Origin of the sequence: Proteus sp. G2674, assembly GCF_009915195.1 — a bacterium.
Classification (GTDB): domain Bacteria; phylum Pseudomonadota; class Gammaproteobacteria; order Enterobacterales; family Enterobacteriaceae; genus Proteus; species Proteus mirabilis.
This window is the reverse complement of sequence record NZ_JAABLS010000018.1, coordinates 57,904-78,162: the sequence shown is the minus strand read 5'-3', so window position 1 is coordinate 78,162 and position 20,259 is coordinate 57,904. Positions and strand designations below refer to the sequence as shown.

Below are 20,259 nucleotides of genomic sequence, written 5' to 3'. Positions count from 1 at the left end.
ACGATATAAGGTGATTTTGATGGCAACCATATCCCTTTTGGAAGATTAATGAGATGCTAGGAGAATTATGATGCTCTTGTTTATTTTTCGCTTCAAATATGACTGATTAAAAATAATGATAGTTATATTGTGATCTTTTAATATAGCCATATTCAACACAGCGATTATTATGGCTGAGTCCGATGATGATATCTTAACAGAAGGCCGTATAAGTAATGAGTAATAAGTATTTAATTGATAATAAGGTCATTCTTGATATCGATAGAATGACACTATCACACGATCATGAAAGTATTAAAATTTCTGAATCTGAGTGTAATTTGTTATGTGCTTTTCATGAGGGACTCTTTAAAAAAGAGGATTTGATTGATTGGGTATGGGGACGTAAAGGTGTCGTTGTTTCTAATGCCAGTTATTATAAATTACTTAATCAATTACGAGGTTCATTTGAAAAAATAGGTCTTTCGGCATCCGCTATTTTAACTCGCCCTAAAGTAGGTGTGACGCTTTCTGTCACTATTGAAAAACTTCCTGATGAAATTGAACCCCCTTATTCAACAGAAGCTCCGTTGAATGATACACATGAACCAATTATAGAACTACCTGTGGTAACAAAACTCATACCTCGGCGAGTTTCTCTGCGTAAAGAATGGTTTTTTTTAGTTTGTGCTACCCTGTTCCTTGTGAGCTTACTATTTCTATTTAACAAGCAGAATACCGACTATTTTTCTCCACTTGGAACCTACAATGGTTATCAATTTTATGGTGTCACCAAAGATAATCGTACTTTAGAAAATGCCGTAGAAGCTTATACGGAACTCAGTAGCCAAGTGTATAAGCAAAATGGTAATTTTATTTATTATATTCGTGTTCCTAATACGAATATTTTTGTTCAGTGTCTTAATCAGCTGAATGTTGAGGAGCCCAAATGCATAACTATAAAAGAAATATACTGAGAGGAAGCACATTGCTTATTTTAGCGGCGGCTATTGTGTTACTGATTTTATTAATACAACGCCAACGCCAACCTAATCCTGATTCCTTTTTATGCACAGCCAAAACAGTAACGAATATTCAACCTAAGAATTTTAATGTAAGTGGTAGTATCGTTCTTGATTTTAAAAAGAAAAGGATCACTTTGCAGTATGACATCATCACAAATGAACAGGTGAAAAAAGTACTCTATCGAGATATCTACATTAATAACCTACATACTCCACAACCGGGTGTTTATACTTTCGATGTTGACTCAGTGAAAATTTTTGCCACTGATACAGCGGGCGATTTTTTATCTCATTTTAGGCTACTACACTCAGGTGCAGCGAATGAAATACGGATCACAAAAGTAGGGAATAATACTTATTTATATTCATTAAATAAGCAAATTTATAATGTTTGTACTGCACAATAGTTCTATTAATTATTTGAAAAATAAAGATTGATATACCACTTACAATCTTAATAACTGCATATTAAATTTTCTGAAAATGTTAGTAAAAAATCTGTAAGACTAATTTCATAACTTTCACTCACCATTTCTGGTTATATAGTTGGCGCAATTATGTCTTATTACGATTTGCCATAGATATAGATATAGTCATTTTTCTACTAACAAGGGGTTTTTAAATGCAGCGTATATTGTCGTTATTCATGCTGTCAGCACTATTATTCGCCACGCCATTTGCGTTTGCGACAAAAAATACCACGGTATCACTCGGCTATGCTCAAACCCATATGGGAGCATTAAAAAACTCTGCCAGTAACGACCTTCGGGGATTAAGTGTAAGGCTCCGTTATGAGTCTAGCGCAGTATCTAATGCCAATTGGGGATTATTGGCCTCTTATACAGTAACAACCCGCGATATAACCAACTATCGCTGGGAAGAGGGAAAATTGCATAAAGAGAATAATGATACCGTAAGATATGGATCCTTTATGATGGGTCCCACTTACCGTGTTAATAATTTTCTGAGCTTATATGGCAATATTGGTGGAGCGGCGATGAAAATAAAACATAAAGAGCGAGCTAGTGAATCAGAAACTTCATTTGCCTATGGTGCAGGTTTTATTATGGAGCCATTTACTAACCTTTCACTCGATTTTTCTTGGGAAGCAAGTAAGTTCGATTTTGCAAATACAAATACTTTTGGCATGGGTATTGGCTATCGTTTTTAAGCCCGATTATCTCGATAAATTGAGTCACCGATAATTATCACAATGATATTACTGGCTATACCCTATAGATAACGAGCTCTCTTATTAACATATTAACAAAATATGACTCTTTCAAATATAGAAAGGACTAGCCTTGTATTTTTGATTTTCAGGAAAATCATATGAACAAGATCTTTATTTTTATTACCACATTATTATTAACCGCATGCAGTGCCAACTCACTTCACTCTGGTGCACAAATGGTACGTATTACACACAATGAGCCAAATGTATCTTGCCGTTATTTAGGTGATGTCACAGGAAGTCAGGGAAACTTCTTCACTGGTGGCTGGACATCAAATAGCAACCTAGAAACAGGCGCCCGCAATGATCTAAAAAATAAAGCATGGAAAATGGGGGGAAATGTGGTTGTATTATTAACTCAACGGGCAGGACAAACGGGAAGCGCTTACCGTGGAAGTGGCTCAAGTCAACAAACCAACGTTACATTAAGTGGTGCTGTATATCACTGTCCACAATAATAGTCGTCTTATGTAGCTTTAGATACATGATCAAACTCATTGATCAGGATTGATAGAGTTGAGTAAATAGATGGAGCGGGCGAAGGGAATCGAACCCTCGTATAGAGCTTGGGAAGCTCTCGTTCTACCATTGAACTACGCCCGCAGTAGATTTTCTGATTATACTCCAGCAAATTTGAACGGCAATCCCCTGCCTATTTAAATGGTTATCAAATAGACAATACAGGGTGTAACTATTTGAAATTTAAACATAAAAAAGCCATCTTGCGATGGCTTTTTTCATATGGCGTATTTATCGTGACTCAACAATTATTTTCCCGGACGCATCGCTGGGAATAAAATAACATCACGAATAGTATGACTATTGGTAAATAGCATTACCATACGGTCAATACCAATACCTAAACCTGCTGTAGGTGGTAACCCATGCTCTAATGCAGTGATATAGTCATGATCAAAGAACATGGCTTCATCGTCACCTGCTTCTTTTTGACGCACTTGCTCTTCAAAACGCTCCGCTTGATCTTGCGCATCATTAAGCTCGGAGAAACCATTACCGATTTCACGACCACCAATAAAGAACTCAAAGCGATCGGTAATAAATGGATTATCATCATTACGACGAGCCAGTGGTGAAACTTCTGCTGGATATTCAATGATAAAAGTTGGCTGGATCAAATGGCTTTCAGCTACTTCTTCAAAAATTTCACATTGAACGCGACCTAAACCCCAACTCTTTTCAATCTTAATACCAATAGATTGAGCAATGGCAACGGCTTTATCCATATCATCTAGATCAGCCATATTGGTTTCTGGACGATATTTGCAAATAGCTTCTTTCATGGTCAGTTTTTCAAACGGTTTACCGAAATCAAACTCTTCATCACCATATTTGACGATAGTCGAACCTAATACATCTTGAGTTAATGTACGGAATAACTCTTCAGTCAATTCGATAAGATCACGATAATCAGCATAAGCCATATAGAGTTCCATCATTGTGAACTCAGGGTTATGACGTGGTGATACACCTTCATTACGGAAGTTACGGTTGATTTCAAAAACGCGATCAAACCCACCAACAACTAAACGTTTTAAATATAATTCAGGTGCAATACGTAGATACATATCAATATCTAGTGCGTTATGGTGAGTGATAAACGGACGTGCACTTGCTCCACCTGGGATAGTTTGCATCATCGGTGTTTCTACTTCCATAAAGCCTTTATTCACCATAAATTGGCGAATAGCAGACATGATTTTCGAACGGATCTTAAAAGTATTACGTGAATTTTCATTAGAGATCAGGTCTAAATAACGCTGACGATAACGTGTCTCTTGGTCAGCTAGACCGTGGAATTTATCAGGTAACGGACGTAGCGCTTTAGTCAGTAAACGTAACTCAGTACAATGAATACTCAGTTCGCCTGTTTTGGTTTTAAATACACGGCCACGGCCACCTAAAATATCACCGAGATCCCATTTTTTAAACTGCTCGTTATAAACGCCTTCAGGCAGATCATCACGAGAGACATAAAGCTGGATACGGCCGCCCATGTCTTGCAATGTAGCGAAAGATGCTTTCCCCATAATACGGCGAGTCATCATACGACCTGCAATAGCAACTTCCACATTAGCAGCGTCTAACTCTTCTGCACTCATTGCATCATATTTTTGATGTAATTCGTCAGACATGGCATCTCTGCGGAAATCATTTGGGAATGCGTTACCATTATCACGTAAAGCTGATAATTTTTCGCGGCGAGTTTGCAGTTCGTTATTTAAATCAGGTGCCTGCTCCGCACCTTGTTGCTGTTGCGACATGTTTTTCCTCACAGGCCCGCTTTTAAGCTAGCTTCAATAAATTTATCGAGATCACCATCTAACACTGCTTGTGTATTACGCGTTTCCACACCAGTGCGTAAATCTTTAATTCGTGAATCATCCAAAACATAAGAGCGGATTTGGCTACCCCAGCCAATATCTGACTTATTATCTTCCATCACTTGCTTATCTGCATTTTTCTTTTGCATTTCCAGTTCATACAGCTTCGCTTTCATCTGTTTCATTGCCTGATCTTTGTTCTTATGCTGAGAGCGATCATTTTGGCATTGTGTGACAAGACCGGTAGGAACGTGAGTAATACGTACCGCAGATTCTGTTTTATTAACGTGCTGACCACCAGCGCCTGATGCGCGGTAAACGTCGATACGCAGATCGGCTGGGTTAATTTCAATATCGATATTGTCATCAACTTCAGGGTAAACAAAAGCAGAGCTAAATGAAGTATGGCGGCGTCCGCCTGAGTCAAATGGGCTTTTACGCACTAAACGGTGAACCCCAGTTTCTGTACGTAACCAACCATAGGCATAATCTCCTATGATTTTGATTGTTGCTGATTTTAAACCTGCAACATCACCGTCAGACTCTTCAATAATTTCTGTTTTAAAGCCTCTAGATTCAGCCCAACGTAAGTACATACGCATTAGCATACTTGCCCAATCTTGTGCCTCTGTACCGCCAGAGCCTGCTTGTAAATCAAGATAGCAATCAGCACTGTCATATTCACCAGAGAACATACGACGGAACTCTAATTGCTCAAGCTTTTTGTTTAATCCTTCTAACTCAGCAACTGCTTCGTTAAATGTTTCTTCATCATCGGCTTCAACAGCAAGGTCAAGTAAACCAGAAACATCTTCTAGTCCTTGTTCGAGTTGGTCGATTGTTTCTACAATAGCTTCAAGAGATGAGCGTTCTTTTCCTAACGCCTGCGCCTTTTCAGGCTCATTCCACACGTCAGGTTGCTCTAATTCTGCGTTGACTTCTTCTAAACGCTCTTTCTTGGCATCATAGTCAAAGATACCCCCTGAGGACTTGAGTCCGCTCAGCGACTTCTTCTATTTGGTGTTTTACTGGATTGATTTCAAACATACTTTTTCGTCTTAACGTTGTTTTTAAAAACAATTGGAATAAATTTTGAACCGCATATTGTAACGGATCTCAGCGCGGGTTTATAGCATTTATATACAATTGTCTATCGGATTATTGTGCTCATAACAGCGCGCTGCTCAATACAACCATAAAATGACTTATCTATCGCGATTAACAAGGCCAAATATGCTCCACCAGCAGTTGTGCATTGCGCTGTCCTCTAAATTCATTGACGTCTAATCGGTAAGCAAGCTCAACCGTTTTAATACTGTTATCCGGCCATATATTAACATCAACATTAAATGCAATAGCATCAATCATTACATGGCTATTTATCGGTTGAAGCATCATTTTTAAATGTTTGCTTCCCACAATACGTTGCTGTAGTAAGGTGAATTTGCCATCGAAAAGCGGCTCAGGAAAGGCTTGTCCCCAAGGCCCTGCTTCTCTTAACATTTCCGCAATAGGTAAAGATAACTGACTGTCGCTTAACTCGCCGTCTGTTAAAATCACGCCTTGTAATTGTTCAGCAGAAACTAATTCCGCCATAAGTGCCGAAAAGTGACGCTGAAAAAGTGGAAATTTATCTTCTTCCAGAGATAGTCCGGCCGCCATCGCATGGCCACCAAACTTCACCATTAATCCCGGATTTAACGTATTCAAACGTTCTAATGCATCTCGCAAGTGTACACCATGAATAGAGCGTCCTGAGCCTTTTAGTAAACCATCACCGCTTGGGGCAAAAGCAATCACTGGGCGATGTAGTTTTTCTTTAATTCGTGAGGCGAGAATGCCAACCACACCTTGATGCCACTGTGGATGATAAATAGCTAATCCATTCGGTAAGTCATCTTGGGTAGTAATAAATTGGCGAAAGATTGTCGACGCTTCTTCTTGCATTCCTGCTTCTATTTCACGACGAGTCTGATTTAATCCATCCAGTTCATTGGCAATTTCACGGGCGACACCAATATCATTAGTTAACAGTAAAGCAACGCCAACAGACATATCATCAAGACGCCCAGCCGCATTAAGTCTTGGCCCTAATGCAAAACCTAAGTCACTGCTGACTAATTGTGACAACGTTTTACGTGAAACTTCCGTCAAGGCTTTGATCCCTGCGCAGCAACGCCCTGCACGAATACGGCGTAATCCCTCATAAACAAAAATACGATTATTTTCATCAAGAGGAACCACATCAGCAACCGTGCCTAATGCGACTAAATCAAGGTAATCGGCCATATTGGGGCGAGCTAATCCCTGTGTTGTAAACCAACCTTGTTTTTCTAATTCAGCTCTTAATGCGGTCATTAAATAGAAAGTGACACCGACACCCGCTAATGATTTCGACAAAAAGGCACAATCCGCTAAATTAGGATTGATAATTGCATCAGCTTGAGGAAGGGAGTGACCCGGCAAATGGTGATCAGTAACCAATACACGGATACCATATTCATGAGCAACATCAACACCTTCAAAAGAGGAGATCCCATTATCAACCGTAATAATCAGATCTACGCCTTTCTTCGCCACATCATGAACCACTTGAGGGCTAAGTCCATAACCGTCATCAAAACGATTAGGAATATGGTAACTTACTTGCTGAAATCCCATTTGCCGTAACGCTTTAATAGCAAGAGCTGTACTGGTTGCCCCGTCGGCATCAAAATCCCCTACAATAACGATCCGCGATTGCAGCTTTAATGCCTCAACTAATAAAGAGATAGCAACATCAATACCGTTTAAATCTTGATAATGCAATAAGCCCTTTAACGAGCGCTCGAGCTGAGTTTCAGAGGTAATACCTCGATTGGCATAAATTTGCCGTAATAAGGGATCGAGGCTTTCTGGTAATGCTGTTGCTTTCGCCACACGCCGACGTAATGTCGGTTCAATAGTAACCATAAAACGCTATCACTTCTCTTTTTTATTTAATAATTCAAGTAGATTAGTCGCCGATATATATCCGCCATAAATACTCGCATCAGGTAATACAATCGCAGGCGTACCTTGAATGCCCATCATAGTGCCAAGTTTAAAGTGCTCATTGATATTAATTTTTTTACAGTCATCAATCGCAATAATTTTGTCACCTTTAAACGCACTATCGAGTGATTTTTTAGGAAAACCGCTACACCATACGGCATTCATCTGTTGACTGACCACATTATTTTTCACCCCGTTACGAGGAAATGCCAAATAACGTACCGTGACACCTTGTTTATTTAGCTCTGGTACTTCTTGATGCAATTTTTGGCAATAAGGGCAACTAATATCGGTAAAAACAGTGATCACATATTTTTCATTAGCCGCCTTATAAACAATCATTTCATTTTTCAGTGAATCAATTTTTTTCATGATCACTTGATTAGCGATACTGACAGGCTCCTCACCATTAATATTATAAATCGGCCCTGCTGTAAGGTATTTCCCATCATCAGTAATATAAAAAATGCCTTTATCAGAAAGCACTGCATTTAAACCCACTATCGGTGTCGGTTGAATGCTCTCTGCTTTTATCTGCATTTTTGCCAGTTGCGCTTTAATAGCTGCGTTATCTGCAAACACTGGCATTGACACCATACTGAATAAAATGGGTAACCAGAGTAATTTCTTTTTCATTTGAATTCCTATTTAACACCAACCATTCGGCGGTTATCCCCTTGGGTGATGTTGCTGATGAAGCACTTTTAAGCGCTCTGTAGCAACATGGGTATAAATCTGTGTTGTAGAGAGGTCACTGTGCCCCAATAACATCTGTACAACACGCAAGTCTGCTCCATGATTTAATAGATGTGTTGCAAAGGCGTGCCGCAACACATGGGGTGATAATTTCTCTGAATCAATTCCGGCGATCACCGCGTAATGTTTTATACGATGCCAAAATGTTTGTCGCGTCATTTTTTGGCCTCTTAAGCTTGGAAACACAATATCATCGGTTTTCCCTTGCATAAGGGCTGGTCTACCATATTGCAGATATTGTTCTAACCAGTAAATAGCTTCTTCACCTAAAGGAACTAATCGTTCTTTATCGCCCTTACCTATCACACGTAACACCCCTTGCCGTAAGCTAATATCAGATAAAGACAATCCTACTAGCTCAGAAACCCGCAATCCACAGGCATAAAGAACCTCAAGCATCGCTTTGTCGCGTAATTCTATTGGCTCATCAATACAAGGAGCACTAAGTAAATTTTCTACTTGCTGTTCACTTAGGTCTTTGGGTAAACGTTTGGGTAATTTAGGTGTAGAAAGCAAAGCGCTGGGATCATCTTGGCGTAATTTCTCACGATAAAGATATTGGAAAAACCGACGTAAGGTACTTAACAGTCGTGCCGCACTGGTTGCTTTATAGCCCTCATCCAAACGAGTGGCAAGAAAAGCGTGTAAATCTAACGTCGTCACCGATAACCAATTGAGTTTTTGTGTGACCAACCACTGGCTTAACGCCTGTAAATCTAAACGATAAGCGCTGAGTGTATTCGCAGATAACCCTTGCTCTAGCCAAATACTATCGAGAAATTGTTCTATGATAACGTCATTATCTTCTTGGTTATTATCTGTTGTCATTTGTGTCGATAACTTGGTCTGGGTCACGGGTTTACTCTCTCTTCTTTACGTTGTTACTTGTACATTATGCCTCATAGAAAAAGTTTTCTGGTACAATAGTGACCTTTATTAGCAAAAATATCCTAAAAATCTTTATGAAAATTGGTCTATTTTACGGTTCCAGCACCTGTTATACCGAAATGGCGGCAGAGAAAATTCGTGACATTCTCGGTGAAGAGTTTATTGATCTTCATAATGTTCAAGAGTGTGATATTACTCTGATGCAAGAGTATGACATTCTTATTTTAGGTATTCCAACCTGGGACTTTGGTGAGATCCAAGAAGATTGGCTCGCTATTTGGGAAACGCTACCAACATTAGATCTCAAAGATAAACTCGTTGCTATGTATGGAATGGGTGATCAAATTGATTATGGTGAATGGTTTTTAGATGCATTAGGTATGCTCTACCACCATTTACTGCCAAGTGGTGTTAAATTTATCGGTTTTTGGCCTATTGAAGGGTATGAATTTACCAGTCCTAAACCACTTACTGATGATGGTAAACATTTTGTCGGGCTCGCATTAGATGAGGTGAATCAATTTGAAGAAAGTGATGAACGTTTATCACAGTGGTGTATGCAAATTTTACGAGAAATAGAAGAAAACTTGTAAATCGCAATCAATCTATTGCTTCAGGTTATCTACCGCAAACCTTAGTCAATCAGTGGGCATCTAACGGTTTATACCCAGAATTAAATATCTGGGTATTGCATCAGCAGTTGTGAAAAATTTCGCCACTCATTTTCCGGCATACTATCAAAAGCAACCCATAGCGTAATTTGCTTATTATTTAAGATAGAATCTAACGTTATTTTTGCACCAAATCGGCTGATCCACGGTTGTTTTGCAATCTGCCATTCATGATATTTCCATTGAATACGATTGCCATTAAGCAGCACTAAATCCCCTTTCCTTTTATTGATATTTTTTTGGCTAAAATACCAACCTAATATAAGTAAAAGTAACAAAGGAACCCAGATATAAATAAAGCCAGGTGGCCAAGGATATAACAGCAATGCTATTTCAAAAATAACGTAAACACTAGTTGAAAATAACTGTGTAAACCAAGAAACTGTTAAATGTGATTTCCATAAAGTCACGAGTGATATTAGCTCCTGCTTTAATATCTTATTATTACAACAAGATATCGTCGTCGTTTTTTAATAGCATAACTGATTTTTGTAAAAAAAGGAGAATATAAAAAATAAAATGACGATCCTCTATTTTTTCTTTGAAATACCACGCAAAATTATTGTCACTAGGGTTTAATATTACCTCATTAAAATTTTCTATTCTTCGTTTTTTACTTACTAAAACGCCCTTATTCATTTAATGAATAAAGGCGTGATACTTAGTACTTCAGGCTTTATTTAATGCACTTGATTTTATATTCTATTTTTATTAGTACTAGTACTTATTAACAATTTCAGCCATACGAATTCTATTACGCTCTTGAATTAACTTTACCATGTAATAAAGATCTTCATCATCGGGGCGGCCGTGGTTCATCAACCAATTAAATAAATCAGGATCAGCACATTCAAGTAAACGAACAAAGAGCCTTTTGTCGTCATCAGAGAGTGTGTCGTACTCGTTTTCGAAAAAAGGCATGATAGAAATATCTAGTTCACGCATTCCACGGCGACATGCCCAATTTATTCGTGCTTTATTTTCTATATCGATAGTCATATTCTGCTCTTTAATATGTTCACTTCAAGAAATACCACTATTTCTTCCTGCCTTGATGATAGTCTTATCGCACCCTTTTTAACATCAAAATGATCACAATTTGTCGCTTTCGTCCAATAGCAACGCTTTGAAGCATCAATAAATTGTTATGCACAAAATTCTTTCTGTGCGCTGAAAATAATAATGACTTGCATTGTCTTGTGACTCTTTTACCATAAACAGTGTATCGGATTAACTACATAGCGGGTGATGTCATGACTCAAAATTCTACTCAGACAAAACGCCCTCATGCCGCAATCAATTTACCACTCACCTTGATCTCTTTAGATGATTGGTCATTGATAACTGCAACAGGGGCTGATAGTGAAAAATACTTACAAGGCCAACTAACAGCGGATATTGCCGCATTACCGACTACAGAGCACACTTTAGCCGCTCATTGTGAAGCTAAAGGGAAAATGTGGAGTACATTGCGCATTTTCCATCAACAAGCAGGATTTGCTTATATATTGCGGAAAAATGTTGCTGAAAAACAACTTACTGAGCTTAAAAAATACGCCGTATTTTCAAAAGTGAATTTTACTGAAAATACAGATGCGGTGTTATTAGGACTTGCGGGGCAAGGCGCGGCACAAGCCTTAGCGGAATTCTTCCCTGAGATCCCCCGTAAAGCCAATGAAGTGGTTAATCACCAAAATAGCTACTTACTGCAACTCCCGTTACCTACAGAGCGCTTTTTAATTGTTACAGATGAAGAGACTGCCAAAAAACTAGCCACGACATTGCCCGCAGAAACCAGTGATAGTGACCAGTGGTTAGCCCTTGATATCGAGGCGGGTTATCCCATTATTGATACCCCTAATATCGAACAATTCTTACCACAAGCGACTAACTTACAAGCATTACCATTAAGTATTTGCTTTAAAAAAGGTTGCTATACAGGCCAAGAAATGGTGTCTCGTGCCAAATTCAGAGGCGCAAATAAACGTGCTATGTATCTGTTATCAGGTGGCGCAGCACAATTGCCCGACATTGGCGGTAGCGTTGAGTGGCAATTAGGTGAAGATAAATGGCGCAAAACAGGCACGGTATTAAGTGCGGTTCGTATGGCTGATAACACGATTATCGCCGAAGTGGTGATGAATAATGATATGGATGCTGACAGCGTATTTCGTGTCCAAGGTGATACCACTAGCCGCTTAACTATTAAACCTTTGCCTTACTCTTTAGAAGATGAGTGATAGCACTTCCATATGAACGGATTTTTATGACACAACAAACTAATGGGGCTTTTGGCCCCTTTTCAGATACCATCAATTTTATTATTGAACTCGATAAACTCAAACGCGTTTACCGCAAAAATAATGTATTAGACAATAGCCGTGCTGAAAATACCGCTGAGCATAGTTGGCACTTTGCTGTTGCAGCAATGAGTTTTCAACCTTATGCCGGTGATATTGATATAGGTAGAGCGATCCAGCTAGCTTTAGTGCATGATATTGTCGAAATCGATGCTGGCGATGTGATGGTTTATGATGTTGCTGCTCGTGAAGCGATTAAAGAGCAAGAGCAAAAAGCAGCCAGACGTATTTTTTCGTTGTTACCTGCACCACAAAGTGAATATTTTCTTAATCTCTGGCTTGAATATGATGCAGCACAAACCCCTGAGTCACAATTTGCCAATATTTTAGATCGCGCAATGCCAATGTTAATGAATCTACATAACGAAGGGCAAAGCTGGGTTGAAAATAATATCCGTTTAGAACAAGTGATTGCACGAAATCTATTTATCGAAAAACAGTGGCCAGAATTTTGGCAATACCTCTATCCTCAATTACTAGAGGCACAGAAAAAAGGCTGGTTAAAATAATTTTTTGCTGTTCATTTGATACTGACCAAAAAAATACCGAAGGTAGATTTTGAATTTACCCTCGGTATTTTATTTAGTAATAGCGCTAAATTAACCTTTACTCATAATCACTTATTGGCGCACAAGAACAATGCAAATGACGATCACCATAAACATCATCAAGGCGTTTTACTGCCGGCCAATATTTATTGCGTTTCGTTGCTTCACTTGGGAATACCGCACATTCACGGCTATAGCTATGTGACCATTCTTGCACTAATTCATACTGTGTATGTGGTGCATTCACTAGCGGATTATCATCAATCGGCCATACCCCGTCATCGACTTGTGCAATTTCAGCACGAATCGAGAGTAACGCATCAATAAAGCGGTCAATTTCAACTTTGCTTTCAGATTCGGTTGGCTCAATCATTAATGTCCCCGCAACAGGGAATGACATGGTTGGCGCATGAAAGCCATAATCAATTAGACGCTTCGCCACATCCATTTCACTGATACCATAGTTAGCTTTGAGTGGACGAATATCAATAATACATTCATGGGCAACATAACCTTCCGCCCCAGAATAGAGGATGTCATAGTCATCTTTTAAGCGTTGAGCAATATAGTTAGCATTTAAAATCGCTACTTGGCTCGCTTGTTTAAGCCCTTCTGAGCCCATCATACGGATGTACATCCAGCTAATAGGTAATATTGAGGCACTACCAAATTGTGCTGCTGACACGGCACCTTGGGTCGTAACACCGTCCATTTCCACGACACTATGTCCAGGTACAAATGGCGCTAAATGTGCTTTTACGCCAATAGGTCCCATACCTGGGCCACCACCGCCATGGGGGATACAGAAAGTTTTATGTAAGTTTAAGTGTGATACATCAGAGCCGATAAAGCCTGGCGTCGTGATCCCCACTTGCGCATTCATATTGGCGCCATCAAGATAAACCTGTCCGCCATATTGATGAATGATCTCACAAACTTCACGTATACCCTCTTCATAAACACCGTGAGTTGAAGGATAAGTCACCATCACACAAGAAAGCTCAGCTTGGTGCTTCTCTGCTTTCGCTTTTAAGTCTGCAATGTCGATATTACCATTTTCATCACATCCCACGACAACCACCGTCATACCCGCCATATGGGCTGATGCAGGGTTTGTACCATGGGCTGAGCTTGGAATTAAACAGATATGGCGATTTCCTTCTCCTCGGCTTTGATGGTAACGACGAATAGCTAACAAGCCAGCATACTCCCCTTGCGCCCCTGAGTTAGGTTGCATACACATCGCATCATAACCCGTTATGGCAGCCAACCAATTAGATAGCTGCTCAATCATTATCTGGTAGCCTTGCGCTTGATAAGGTGGGCAGAATGGGTGCATTTCGGTAAATTCAGGCCATGTGATCGGCAGCATTTCAGCCGCAGCATTAAGCTTCATGGTACATGAGCCTAACGGGATCATTGCTTGGTTAAGCGCTAAATCTTTATTTTCTAAACGATGCATATAGCGCATCATTTCAGTTTCACTGTGATAAAGATGGAAGTTTTCATGGGTTAACACCGCATCTTTACGCAACATTGCCGTTGGAATTGAGGTCGATGAAGAAGCTACCAATGCATCTAATGTATCAATGTCATCAGAGAAAGCTTTACCACTGATAATCTCAATCAATCTGACAACATCTTCGCGAGTCGTCACTTCACTTAAAGTGACACCTACTGCGCCAACAATATCGGTTCGTAAATTAATTTCAGCATCTTTAGCACGTTGTAATACACCCGCTTTATCCGCTGTTTCAACGGTTAAAGTATCAAACCATGTCTGATGGCGTAATGTCATGCCATTTTGAATTAAACCCGCGGCTAAAATATCCGTTAAGCGATGAATACGCTGAGCAATATTTTTTAGACCTTCAGGCCCATGATATACCGCATACATGGCAGCAATGTTGGCCAGTAATACCTGTGAAGTACAAATATTCGAGTTAGCTTTTTCACGGCGAATATGCTGTTCACGAGTTTGCATTGCCATACGTAACGCTCTGTTACCTGCAGCATCACGCGAGACACCGATAATACGTCCTGGCATGGCTCGTTTATATTCATCTCGACAGGCAAAGAAAGCAGCATGTGGACCACCATATCCCATTGGCACCCCAAAGCGTTGGGCTGAGCCTAATACAATATCCGCTCCTTGTTGCCCTGGAGCCGTTAATAACACCAATGCCATTAGATCAGCCGCTACACTGGTAATAATTTTTCGTGCTTTTAGTTCACTAATGAGCTGACTATAATCATGAATTTCACCGGTTGTGCCGACTTGCTGTAATAGCACACCAAAGACACCTTCTAGCTCTAACACTTTTTCAGCTTTATCGACAATCACTTCAAAACCAAAGGTGTTAGCTCGGGTTTTTACTACGTCTAGTGTTTGGGGATGAATATCATCAGCGACAAAAAAACGCTCCGCATTTTTTAGTTTACTAACACGTTTTGCCATTGCCATAGCTTCAGCGGCAGCAGTGGCTTCATCTAATAGCGAAGCAGAGGCTAAATCCATGCCAGTATAATCAATGGTTACTTGTTGAAAGTTAAGTAATGATTCAAGACGCCCTTGAGAAACTTCTGGCTGATAAGGAGTATAAGCAGTATACCAACCTGGATTTTCTAGCAAATTACGTAAAATAACAGGAGGCAATACCGAAGGCGCATATCCCATACCGATATAAGAGGTAAAACGTTTATTTTTACGGGCTATCGCTTTTAGTTCTGCTAATGCTTCTTGTTCAGTAGCACCCCCTCCGACATTAGGCGGCGTTGCTAATTGGATATTATCGGGAACAATCTTTTGTGTTAATTCATTTAATGAGGAGATGCCAACAACATCAAGCATCTCTTTAATCTGTTCTGGCGATGAGCCAATATGGCGACGAATAAATTCATCACGATATTCTAATTGAGTTAAAGTTTGTGTCATTGCGGGTAATTCCTGAATTCACAATAAATGGATAAGCTGTTTTTACTGATTTGAAAATAGGCTGATAAATAAAAACGCCCCGACTTTTTAATGACGAGGCGTTTATTTTTACTCTTCGTTTTCAACTAACTCTTGGTAGCCAGCCGCATCAAGGAGATCGTTTAATTCGCTTTCATCTTTTGCTTTTATGCGAAATAACCATCCATCCCCATAAGGATCACTATTAACCAGCTCTGGTGAACCATCCAACTCCTCATTTACTGCAATAATTTCGCCAGATAATGGGGCATAAATATCTGATGCAGCTTTTACTGATTCAGCCACAGCACAATCATCCCCCAGATCAACTTCACTGCCTACATCAGGAAGATCAACAAACACCATATCACCTAACAACTCTTGAGCATGTTCAGTGATGCCGATAGTGTATTCGCCATTGCCTTCAGAACGGATCCACTCATGAGATTGCGCATATTTTAATTCACTAGGTATTTGACTCATTGACCGTACTCTCCATTTAAAATAATAATGCTTTATACCAATGCTTTACCTGAACGAACAAAACCAGGTTTTACCACCTCTACCGGTATTTCACGATTACGCAATAAAACAATTGCGCTATCTTTAATACCTGCGGGTACTCTGGCTAATGCAATACTAAAGCCCAATGTCGGTGAAAATGTGCCACTAGTAATAACGCCTTCTCTTAATTCACCTAAATCATCGGTAAAGTGCACGGCACTACCTGCACGTAACACCCCTTTTTCTCGCATCACCAGACCAACCAGTTTATCTGTGCCTGTTGCGCGTAATTTTTCTAATGCTTCTCTACCAATAAATTGACGATCTTCGGGTAACCAGGCAATCGTCCATCCCATATTAGCCTCAAGAGGATTAATAGTTTCATCCATCTCTTGACCATAAAGATCCATACCCGCTTCTAAACGTAAAGTGTCTCGAGCACCTAACCCCGCGGGCTTAACCCCCACTGCTAATAATTTTTTCCAATAATCAACAGCTTGCTCTTTTGGCATGGCGATTTCATAACCTGCTTCACCGGTATAACCTGTCGTCGCGACGAAGAGATCATCAAGTTGTACGCCATAGAAAGGCTTCATCGCTGCCACTATTTGGCGATGCGATTCACTTAATAAACGCTGTACCTTTTCTTGTGCGTGAGGGCCTTGTACTGCAATTAATGCTAAATCATCACGCACTTGAATATCGACGACATAATCTTTGGCATGCTCAGTGAGCCACGCTAAATCTTTTTCGCGGGTTGCGGAGTTAACCACCAGACGATAGAAAGTCTCATCAAAGTAGTAAACAATCAGATCGTCAATCACACCACCGGACGCATTTAGCATACCAGTATAAAGTGCTTTGCCTTTTTCGGTGAGTTTAGCGACATCATTCGCTAATAGATAACGTAGAAAGTCTTTAACTTGCGGGCCATGTAAATCAACAATCGTCATGTGAGATACATCAAACATACCTGCATCTTGACGCACATTATGGTGTTCATCAATTTGAGAGCCATAATGCAGTGGCATCATCCAACCATGAAAATCAACCATACGAGCACCACAGGCGACGTGCTCATCATATAACGGAGTCTGTTTTGCCATTCTTCCCTCTTTCTATTTTTAGTTTAGATGATCCAGAGAACGCAATTTGTTAAATATAAAATTAAACTTGATTAAAAATCAGCGTGTTAATTACAAGCTTAAGTTTATTTTTAAACATTATTTTAACAAATATGAGCAATTAACGTACAACGCAAACGATACCTTTACTTTGAACTTATCACTAAGAGAAAAAATAAACCATAAGTTAAAATAGGGTATTACCTCTACCAATCATAATGTAGAGAAATAAGTATGCAGAATGAATGATTGTAATTATGCGTATCAGCCCTCATTTTTAGTGAATAATGACTAAAAAAAGGGGAGCAATACAAAGAATAGACTGAAAAAATAGCTATTTTTAGTGTTATTTTTCCAGTCTGTTATAAAGAAAAGTAATGTGAAATGGCTGTTGAATTAGATTTTTTCAGCTGAAACAGGATTTTTATGCTTTAGCCATTCTGGTAAATCAGAAAGTCCCATCGCCTGTTCAAGTAACTTTGGTTTTACTCCTGGTAAACTATCTGCTAACGAAAGACCGATATCACGCACCCACTTTTTAATAGGGTTATTACCTTCAAATAATTCGCGGAACCCTTGCATAGTCGCTAACATGACCGCAGCGGCATGTTTACGGCGGCGCTCAAAACGTCTTAAATAGAGATACTCACCAAAATCTTTACCTTCTGCTTTTAAACGACGGATTTCACCAATTAATTCAGCAACATCCATAAAGCCAAGGTTAACCCCTTGTCCAGCTAAGGGGTGGATGGTATGCGCGGCATCACCTAATAACGCTAACCGTGGAGCGGCAAATTGACGTGCATAGCGACCCGTTAATGGAATTGTCATACGTTCACTGACTAATTCACACTGGCCTAAGCACATATCAAAAGTAACACCTAGCGTACGTTCAAATCGCGTTTTATCTGCACTCTTATAATCTTCAGCCAATGAGCTAGGTAGCGACCACACAATAGAACAAGTATGAGGATCTGCAAGAGGTAAAAAGGCTAAAATTCCCTCACCATGAAACACTTGGCGCGCCACATTATCGTGGGGTTGTTCTGTGCGTATGGTTGCGACTAAAGCGTGATGTTCATAATCCCAAAAAGTCAGTGGAATATCAGCATTTTTACGCAACCAAGAATTCGCACCATCGGCGCCAACAACCAGCCTAGCGGTTAACATTTCACCGTCATTTAAGCTGATAAAGGCTTCATTTTCTCCCCACACAATGCGTTCAATTTGAGCAGGGGAATAACAGGTAATATCACTATGACTGGTGACCTTTTGCCACAGCACTTCACGAATAAGATGATTTTCAATAATAGTGCCAAGATGAGATAACCCTTCTTGTTGCGCTGAAAACGCAATACGTCCAAAACTATCTTGATCCCATACTTCCATACCTTGATAAGGAGCTGTACGTAATGCCGTTAAGTTTTCCCATACCCCCAATTTCTTGAGTAATAACTCACTGGCAGTATTAATCGCAGATACCCGTAATGCAAAATCATCTTGCGGATGGAAATGCGTGGTTACTGGGTGATTTTCTATTATCGCTATACGTAATCCACAGCCATGTAATCCGCAGGCTAATGCAAGCCCGACCATTCCACCACCAGCAATAACAACATCAAATGATTTCATAATAAAAGTATCCTAAAAAGCAATTATGCTCAGTTTGTCCAACCTAATGTTTGGTGTGCTAATTTGTTACGAAGTGCAGGCACTAATTCCATCGTCATTAAGCCTAGATTACGGGAGATAATTAACGGCATACAACGATTCGCAAACACTTTCACTAAGCCATCAGTGATCGTAATAGTACTTTCTCTATCCTGTTCGCGAAGCTGTTGATATTGTGATAATACGCGATAACTGCCGATATCAAGACCTGATTGTATGGCCGAGGTTAATGTATTGGCTAATGTCATTACATCGCGTAAACCAAGATTAAAACCTTGCCCTGCAATAGGATGCAAGGTTTGAGATGCATTACCTATCAATGCTAAACGATGGCTGATCATTTGCTGTGCTTTTTGCAGAACTAATGGATAGCAATGACGTTGCCCTACTTGTTCAATCTTACCCAAACGCCAGCCAAAATCCCGTTGTAACTGTGCAATGGTTGTTTGCTCATCCCATTGTGAAACTTGTTCTAATTTTTCAATAGGATGGCACCACACCAATGAACTACGCCCTTCGCTCATGGGTAACATTGCTAATGGACCAAATTGTGTAAATCGCTCAAATGCACAACCTTTGGGATCAATCTCTGTTTTTACATTGGCGATCACCGCAACTTGATGATAAGGCGTTTTCTGCCATTGAATATGACATTGATGACCAATGGGTGAATGTGTACCATCTGCGGCAACCAGTAAATCACCGCTAAGTTGCGTACCATCATCAAGTGTCACTTCAACGTTATCGAGATGGCGCTGAACATGCTCCACTTTAGCGGGACAATATAGCGTAATATTGGGTTGTTTTTTCAACTGTGCAAACAGTTGACGCCCCGCATCATGTAATTCAATAACATAACCGAGTGCGTCAATATCGTAGTCCTGTGCATTTATGTTCACAAAACCGCAATGGCCTCTATCAGAAACATGAACGTGATTAATAGGTGTCACAAAGGGTTTTAAGACCGACCATAATCCGATTTGTGCTAATCGCTTTGCTGTGCCATGCGCTAAAGCGATCGCTCTGGCATCGAATCCGGGATGCCCATTATCTGGCTCTCGCGCTTCAATAAGCGAAATGGAAATATTACCCTTATTTAATGCAGAAAGTGCTAGTGCTAACGTTGCACCCGCCATTCCACCACCCACAATAATCACATTCATGCTGATTT

The 20,259-nt window shown here is 39.9% G+C and carries 19 protein-coding genes and 1 tRNA gene; 7 read left to right on the top strand and 13 right to left on the bottom strand.

Annotation, left to right across the window (positions count from 1 at the left end; genetic code table 11):
* Window positions 1–215: 215 nt before the first annotated feature.
* The 4 genes from GWI58_RS08790 (at window position 216) to GWI58_RS08775 (ending at window position 2,696) form a co-directional block, all read left to right on the top strand.
* Window positions 216–956 carry a winged helix-turn-helix domain-containing protein gene (locus GWI58_RS08790; RefSeq protein ID WP_036971228.1) on the top strand — a complete coding sequence of 247 codons (741 nt, stop codon included), beginning with the start codon at window positions 216–218 and terminating at the stop codon, window positions 954–956.
* On the top strand, window positions 929–1,411 hold the full coding sequence (locus GWI58_RS08785; RefSeq protein WP_110229402.1) for a hypothetical protein: 483 nt from the start codon (window positions 929–931) through the stop codon (window positions 1,409–1,411). Before GWI58_RS08790 ends, GWI58_RS08785 begins: the two co-directional genes overlap by 28 nt.
* Window positions 1,412–1,626: 215 nt before the next feature.
* Entirely contained in the window at window positions 1,627–2,175 is a 549-nt protein-coding gene (locus tag GWI58_RS08780) for an Ail/Lom family outer membrane beta-barrel protein (protein WP_094959852.1), read from the top strand.
* Window positions 2,176–2,336: 161 nt separating this feature from the next.
* Window positions 2,337–2,696: a DUF4156 domain-containing protein gene (locus tag GWI58_RS08775; protein ID WP_094959851.1), complete on the top strand. Its 360-nt coding sequence runs from the start codon at window positions 2,337–2,339 to the stop codon at window positions 2,694–2,696.
* A gap of 71 nt (window positions 2,697–2,767) precedes the next feature.
* Here GWI58_RS08775 and GWI58_RS08770 read toward each other — a convergent pair.
* The 6 genes from GWI58_RS08770 to xerD all read right to left on the bottom strand — a co-directional run bounded on the left by GWI58_RS08770 (window position 2,768) and on the right by xerD (window position 9,224).
* Window positions 2,768–2,841 (bottom strand) — tRNA-Gly (locus GWI58_RS08770).
* A 164-nt stretch (window positions 2,842–3,005) separates the two neighbouring features.
* Complete coding sequence (lysS, locus tag GWI58_RS08765) at window positions 3,006–4,520, bottom strand: lysine--tRNA ligase (protein ID WP_004244024.1); 1,515 nt, start codon at window positions 4,518–4,520, stop codon at window positions 3,006–3,008.
* An 8-nt stretch (window positions 4,521–4,528) separates the two neighbouring features.
* Window positions 4,529–5,627, bottom strand: a protein-coding gene (gene prfB / locus GWI58_RS08760; RefSeq protein ID WP_110229404.1) for a peptide chain release factor 2 whose coding sequence is annotated in 2 segments (ribosomal slippage) — window positions 4,529–5,551 and window positions 5,553–5,627 — 1,098 coding nt in all. Because the reading frame shifts where the segments join, the coding sequence is not laid out codon by codon here.
* Between the two features lie 171 nt (window positions 5,628–5,798).
* Window positions 5,799–7,532 (bottom strand): single-stranded-DNA-specific exonuclease RecJ, encoded by a 1,734-nt coding sequence (gene recJ, locus GWI58_RS08755; RefSeq protein WP_124725096.1) that lies wholly within the window; start codon window positions 7,530–7,532, stop codon window positions 5,799–5,801.
* A gap of 9 nt (window positions 7,533–7,541) precedes the next feature.
* Window positions 7,542–8,249: a bifunctional protein-disulfide isomerase/oxidoreductase DsbC gene (gene dsbC / locus GWI58_RS08750; protein ID WP_004244030.1), complete on the bottom strand. Its 708-nt coding sequence runs from the start codon at window positions 8,247–8,249 to the stop codon at window positions 7,542–7,544.
* A gap of 33 nt (window positions 8,250–8,282) precedes the next feature.
* Complete coding sequence (xerD, locus tag GWI58_RS08745) at window positions 8,283–9,224, bottom strand: site-specific tyrosine recombinase XerD (protein WP_161769090.1); 942 nt, start codon at window positions 9,222–9,224, stop codon at window positions 8,283–8,285.
* Window positions 9,225–9,331: 107 nt separating this feature from the next.
* Here xerD and fldB point away from each other — a divergent pair, with 107 nt between their 5' ends.
* Window positions 9,332–9,850 carry a flavodoxin FldB gene (gene fldB, locus GWI58_RS08740; protein WP_004244033.1) on the top strand — a complete coding sequence of 173 codons (519 nt, stop codon included), beginning with the start codon at window positions 9,332–9,334 and terminating at the stop codon, window positions 9,848–9,850.
* Between the two features lie 80 nt (window positions 9,851–9,930).
* Here the strand turns inward: fldB and GWI58_RS08735 are convergent, their stop codons facing one another.
* Entirely contained in the window at window positions 9,931–10,338 is a 408-nt protein-coding gene (locus GWI58_RS08735; protein WP_004244035.1) for a protein YgfX, read from the bottom strand.
* Window positions 10,339–10,645: 307 nt separating this feature from the next.
* Window positions 10,646–10,921: an FAD assembly factor SdhE gene (sdhE, locus tag GWI58_RS08725; protein WP_026090407.1), complete on the bottom strand. Its 276-nt coding sequence runs from the start codon at window positions 10,919–10,921 to the stop codon at window positions 10,646–10,648.
* A gap of 260 nt (window positions 10,922–11,181) precedes the next feature.
* On the opposite strand from sdhE, the gene ygfZ reads away from it, so the two are divergent.
* Both ygfZ and GWI58_RS08715 read left to right on the top strand, forming a co-directional pair.
* Entirely contained in the window at window positions 11,182–12,168 is a 987-nt protein-coding gene (ygfZ, locus tag GWI58_RS08720) for a tRNA-modifying protein YgfZ (RefSeq protein ID WP_161769089.1), read from the top strand.
* Between the two features lie 26 nt (window positions 12,169–12,194).
* Complete coding sequence (locus GWI58_RS08715) at window positions 12,195–12,797, top strand: HD domain-containing protein (protein WP_004248526.1); 603 nt, start codon at window positions 12,195–12,197, stop codon at window positions 12,795–12,797.
* Window positions 12,798–12,894: 97 nt separating this feature from the next.
* On the opposite strand, the gene gcvP is transcribed toward GWI58_RS08715, so the two are convergent.
* From gcvP to ubiH, 5 genes are all read right to left on the bottom strand, one after another.
* The gene (gene gcvP / locus GWI58_RS08710) at window positions 12,895–15,771 is read right to left on the bottom strand and encodes an aminomethyl-transferring glycine dehydrogenase (protein ID WP_094959689.1); all 2,877 of its coding nucleotides are present in this window, start codon (window positions 15,769–15,771) and stop codon (window positions 12,895–12,897) included.
* Between the two features lie 108 nt (window positions 15,772–15,879).
* Complete coding sequence (gcvH, locus tag GWI58_RS08705) at window positions 15,880–16,272, bottom strand: glycine cleavage system protein GcvH (RefSeq protein ID WP_004248528.1); 393 nt, start codon at window positions 16,270–16,272, stop codon at window positions 15,880–15,882.
* 32 nt (window positions 16,273–16,304) lie between these two features.
* Window positions 16,305–17,399: a glycine cleavage system aminomethyltransferase GcvT gene (gcvT, locus tag GWI58_RS08700; RefSeq protein ID WP_094959688.1), complete on the bottom strand. Its 1,095-nt coding sequence runs from the start codon at window positions 17,397–17,399 to the stop codon at window positions 16,305–16,307.
* A 414-nt stretch (window positions 17,400–17,813) separates the two neighbouring features.
* Window positions 17,814–19,049 carry an FAD-dependent 2-octaprenylphenol hydroxylase gene (ubiI, locus tag GWI58_RS08695; RefSeq protein WP_004244044.1) on the bottom strand — a complete coding sequence of 412 codons (1,236 nt, stop codon included), beginning with the start codon at window positions 19,047–19,049 and terminating at the stop codon, window positions 17,814–17,816.
* A gap of 29 nt (window positions 19,050–19,078) precedes the next feature.
* On the bottom strand, window positions 19,079–20,251 hold the full coding sequence (ubiH, locus tag GWI58_RS08690; protein WP_004250387.1) for a 2-octaprenyl-6-methoxyphenyl hydroxylase: 1,173 nt from the start codon (window positions 20,249–20,251) through the stop codon (window positions 19,079–19,081).
* Between the last annotated feature and the right edge of the window lie 8 nt (window positions 20,252–20,259).

Bases quoted from the DNA above. Each gene is read 5' to 3' on its own strand.
- GWI58_RS08790 (WP_036971228.1), top strand. From the start codon at position 216: ATGAGTAATAAGTATTTAATTGATAATAAGGTCATTCTTGATATCGAT.
- GWI58_RS08785 (WP_110229402.1), top strand. From the start codon at position 929: ATGCATAACTATAAAAGAAATATACTGAGAGGAAGCACATTGCTTATT.
- GWI58_RS08780 (WP_094959852.1), top strand. From the start codon at position 1,627: ATGCAGCGTATATTGTCGTTATTCATGCTGTCAGCACTATTATTCGCC.
- GWI58_RS08775 (WP_094959851.1), top strand. From the start codon at position 2,337: ATGAACAAGATCTTTATTTTTATTACCACATTATTATTAACCGCATGC.
- lysS (WP_004244024.1), bottom strand. From the start codon at position 4,520: ATGTCGCAACAGCAACAAGGTGCGGAGCAGGCACCTGATTTAAATAAC.
- recJ (WP_124725096.1), bottom strand. From the start codon at position 7,532: ATGGTTACTATTGAACCGACATTACGTCGGCGTGTGGCGAAAGCAACA.
- dsbC (WP_004244030.1), bottom strand. From the start codon at position 8,249: ATGAAAAAGAAATTACTCTGGTTACCCATTTTATTCAGTATGGTGTCA.
- fldB (WP_004244033.1), top strand. From the start codon at position 9,332: ATGAAAATTGGTCTATTTTACGGTTCCAGCACCTGTTATACCGAAATG.
- ygfZ (WP_161769089.1), top strand. From the start codon at position 11,182: ATGACTCAAAATTCTACTCAGACAAAACGCCCTCATGCCGCAATCAAT.
- GWI58_RS08715 (WP_004248526.1), top strand. From the start codon at position 12,195: ATGACACAACAAACTAATGGGGCTTTTGGCCCCTTTTCAGATACCATC.
- gcvP (WP_094959689.1), bottom strand. From the start codon at position 15,771: ATGACACAAACTTTAACTCAATTAGAATATCGTGATGAATTTATTCGT.
- gcvH (WP_004248528.1), bottom strand. From the start codon at position 16,272: ATGAGTCAAATACCTAGTGAATTAAAATATGCGCAATCTCATGAGTGG.
- gcvT (WP_094959688.1), bottom strand. From the start codon at position 17,399: ATGGCAAAACAGACTCCGTTATATGATGAGCACGTCGCCTGTGGTGCT.
- ubiI (WP_004244044.1), bottom strand. From the start codon at position 19,049: ATGAAATCATTTGATGTTGTTATTGCTGGTGGTGGAATGGTCGGGCTT.
- ubiH (WP_004250387.1), bottom strand. From the start codon at position 20,251: ATGAATGTGATTATTGTGGGTGGTGGAATGGCGGGTGCAACGTTAGCA.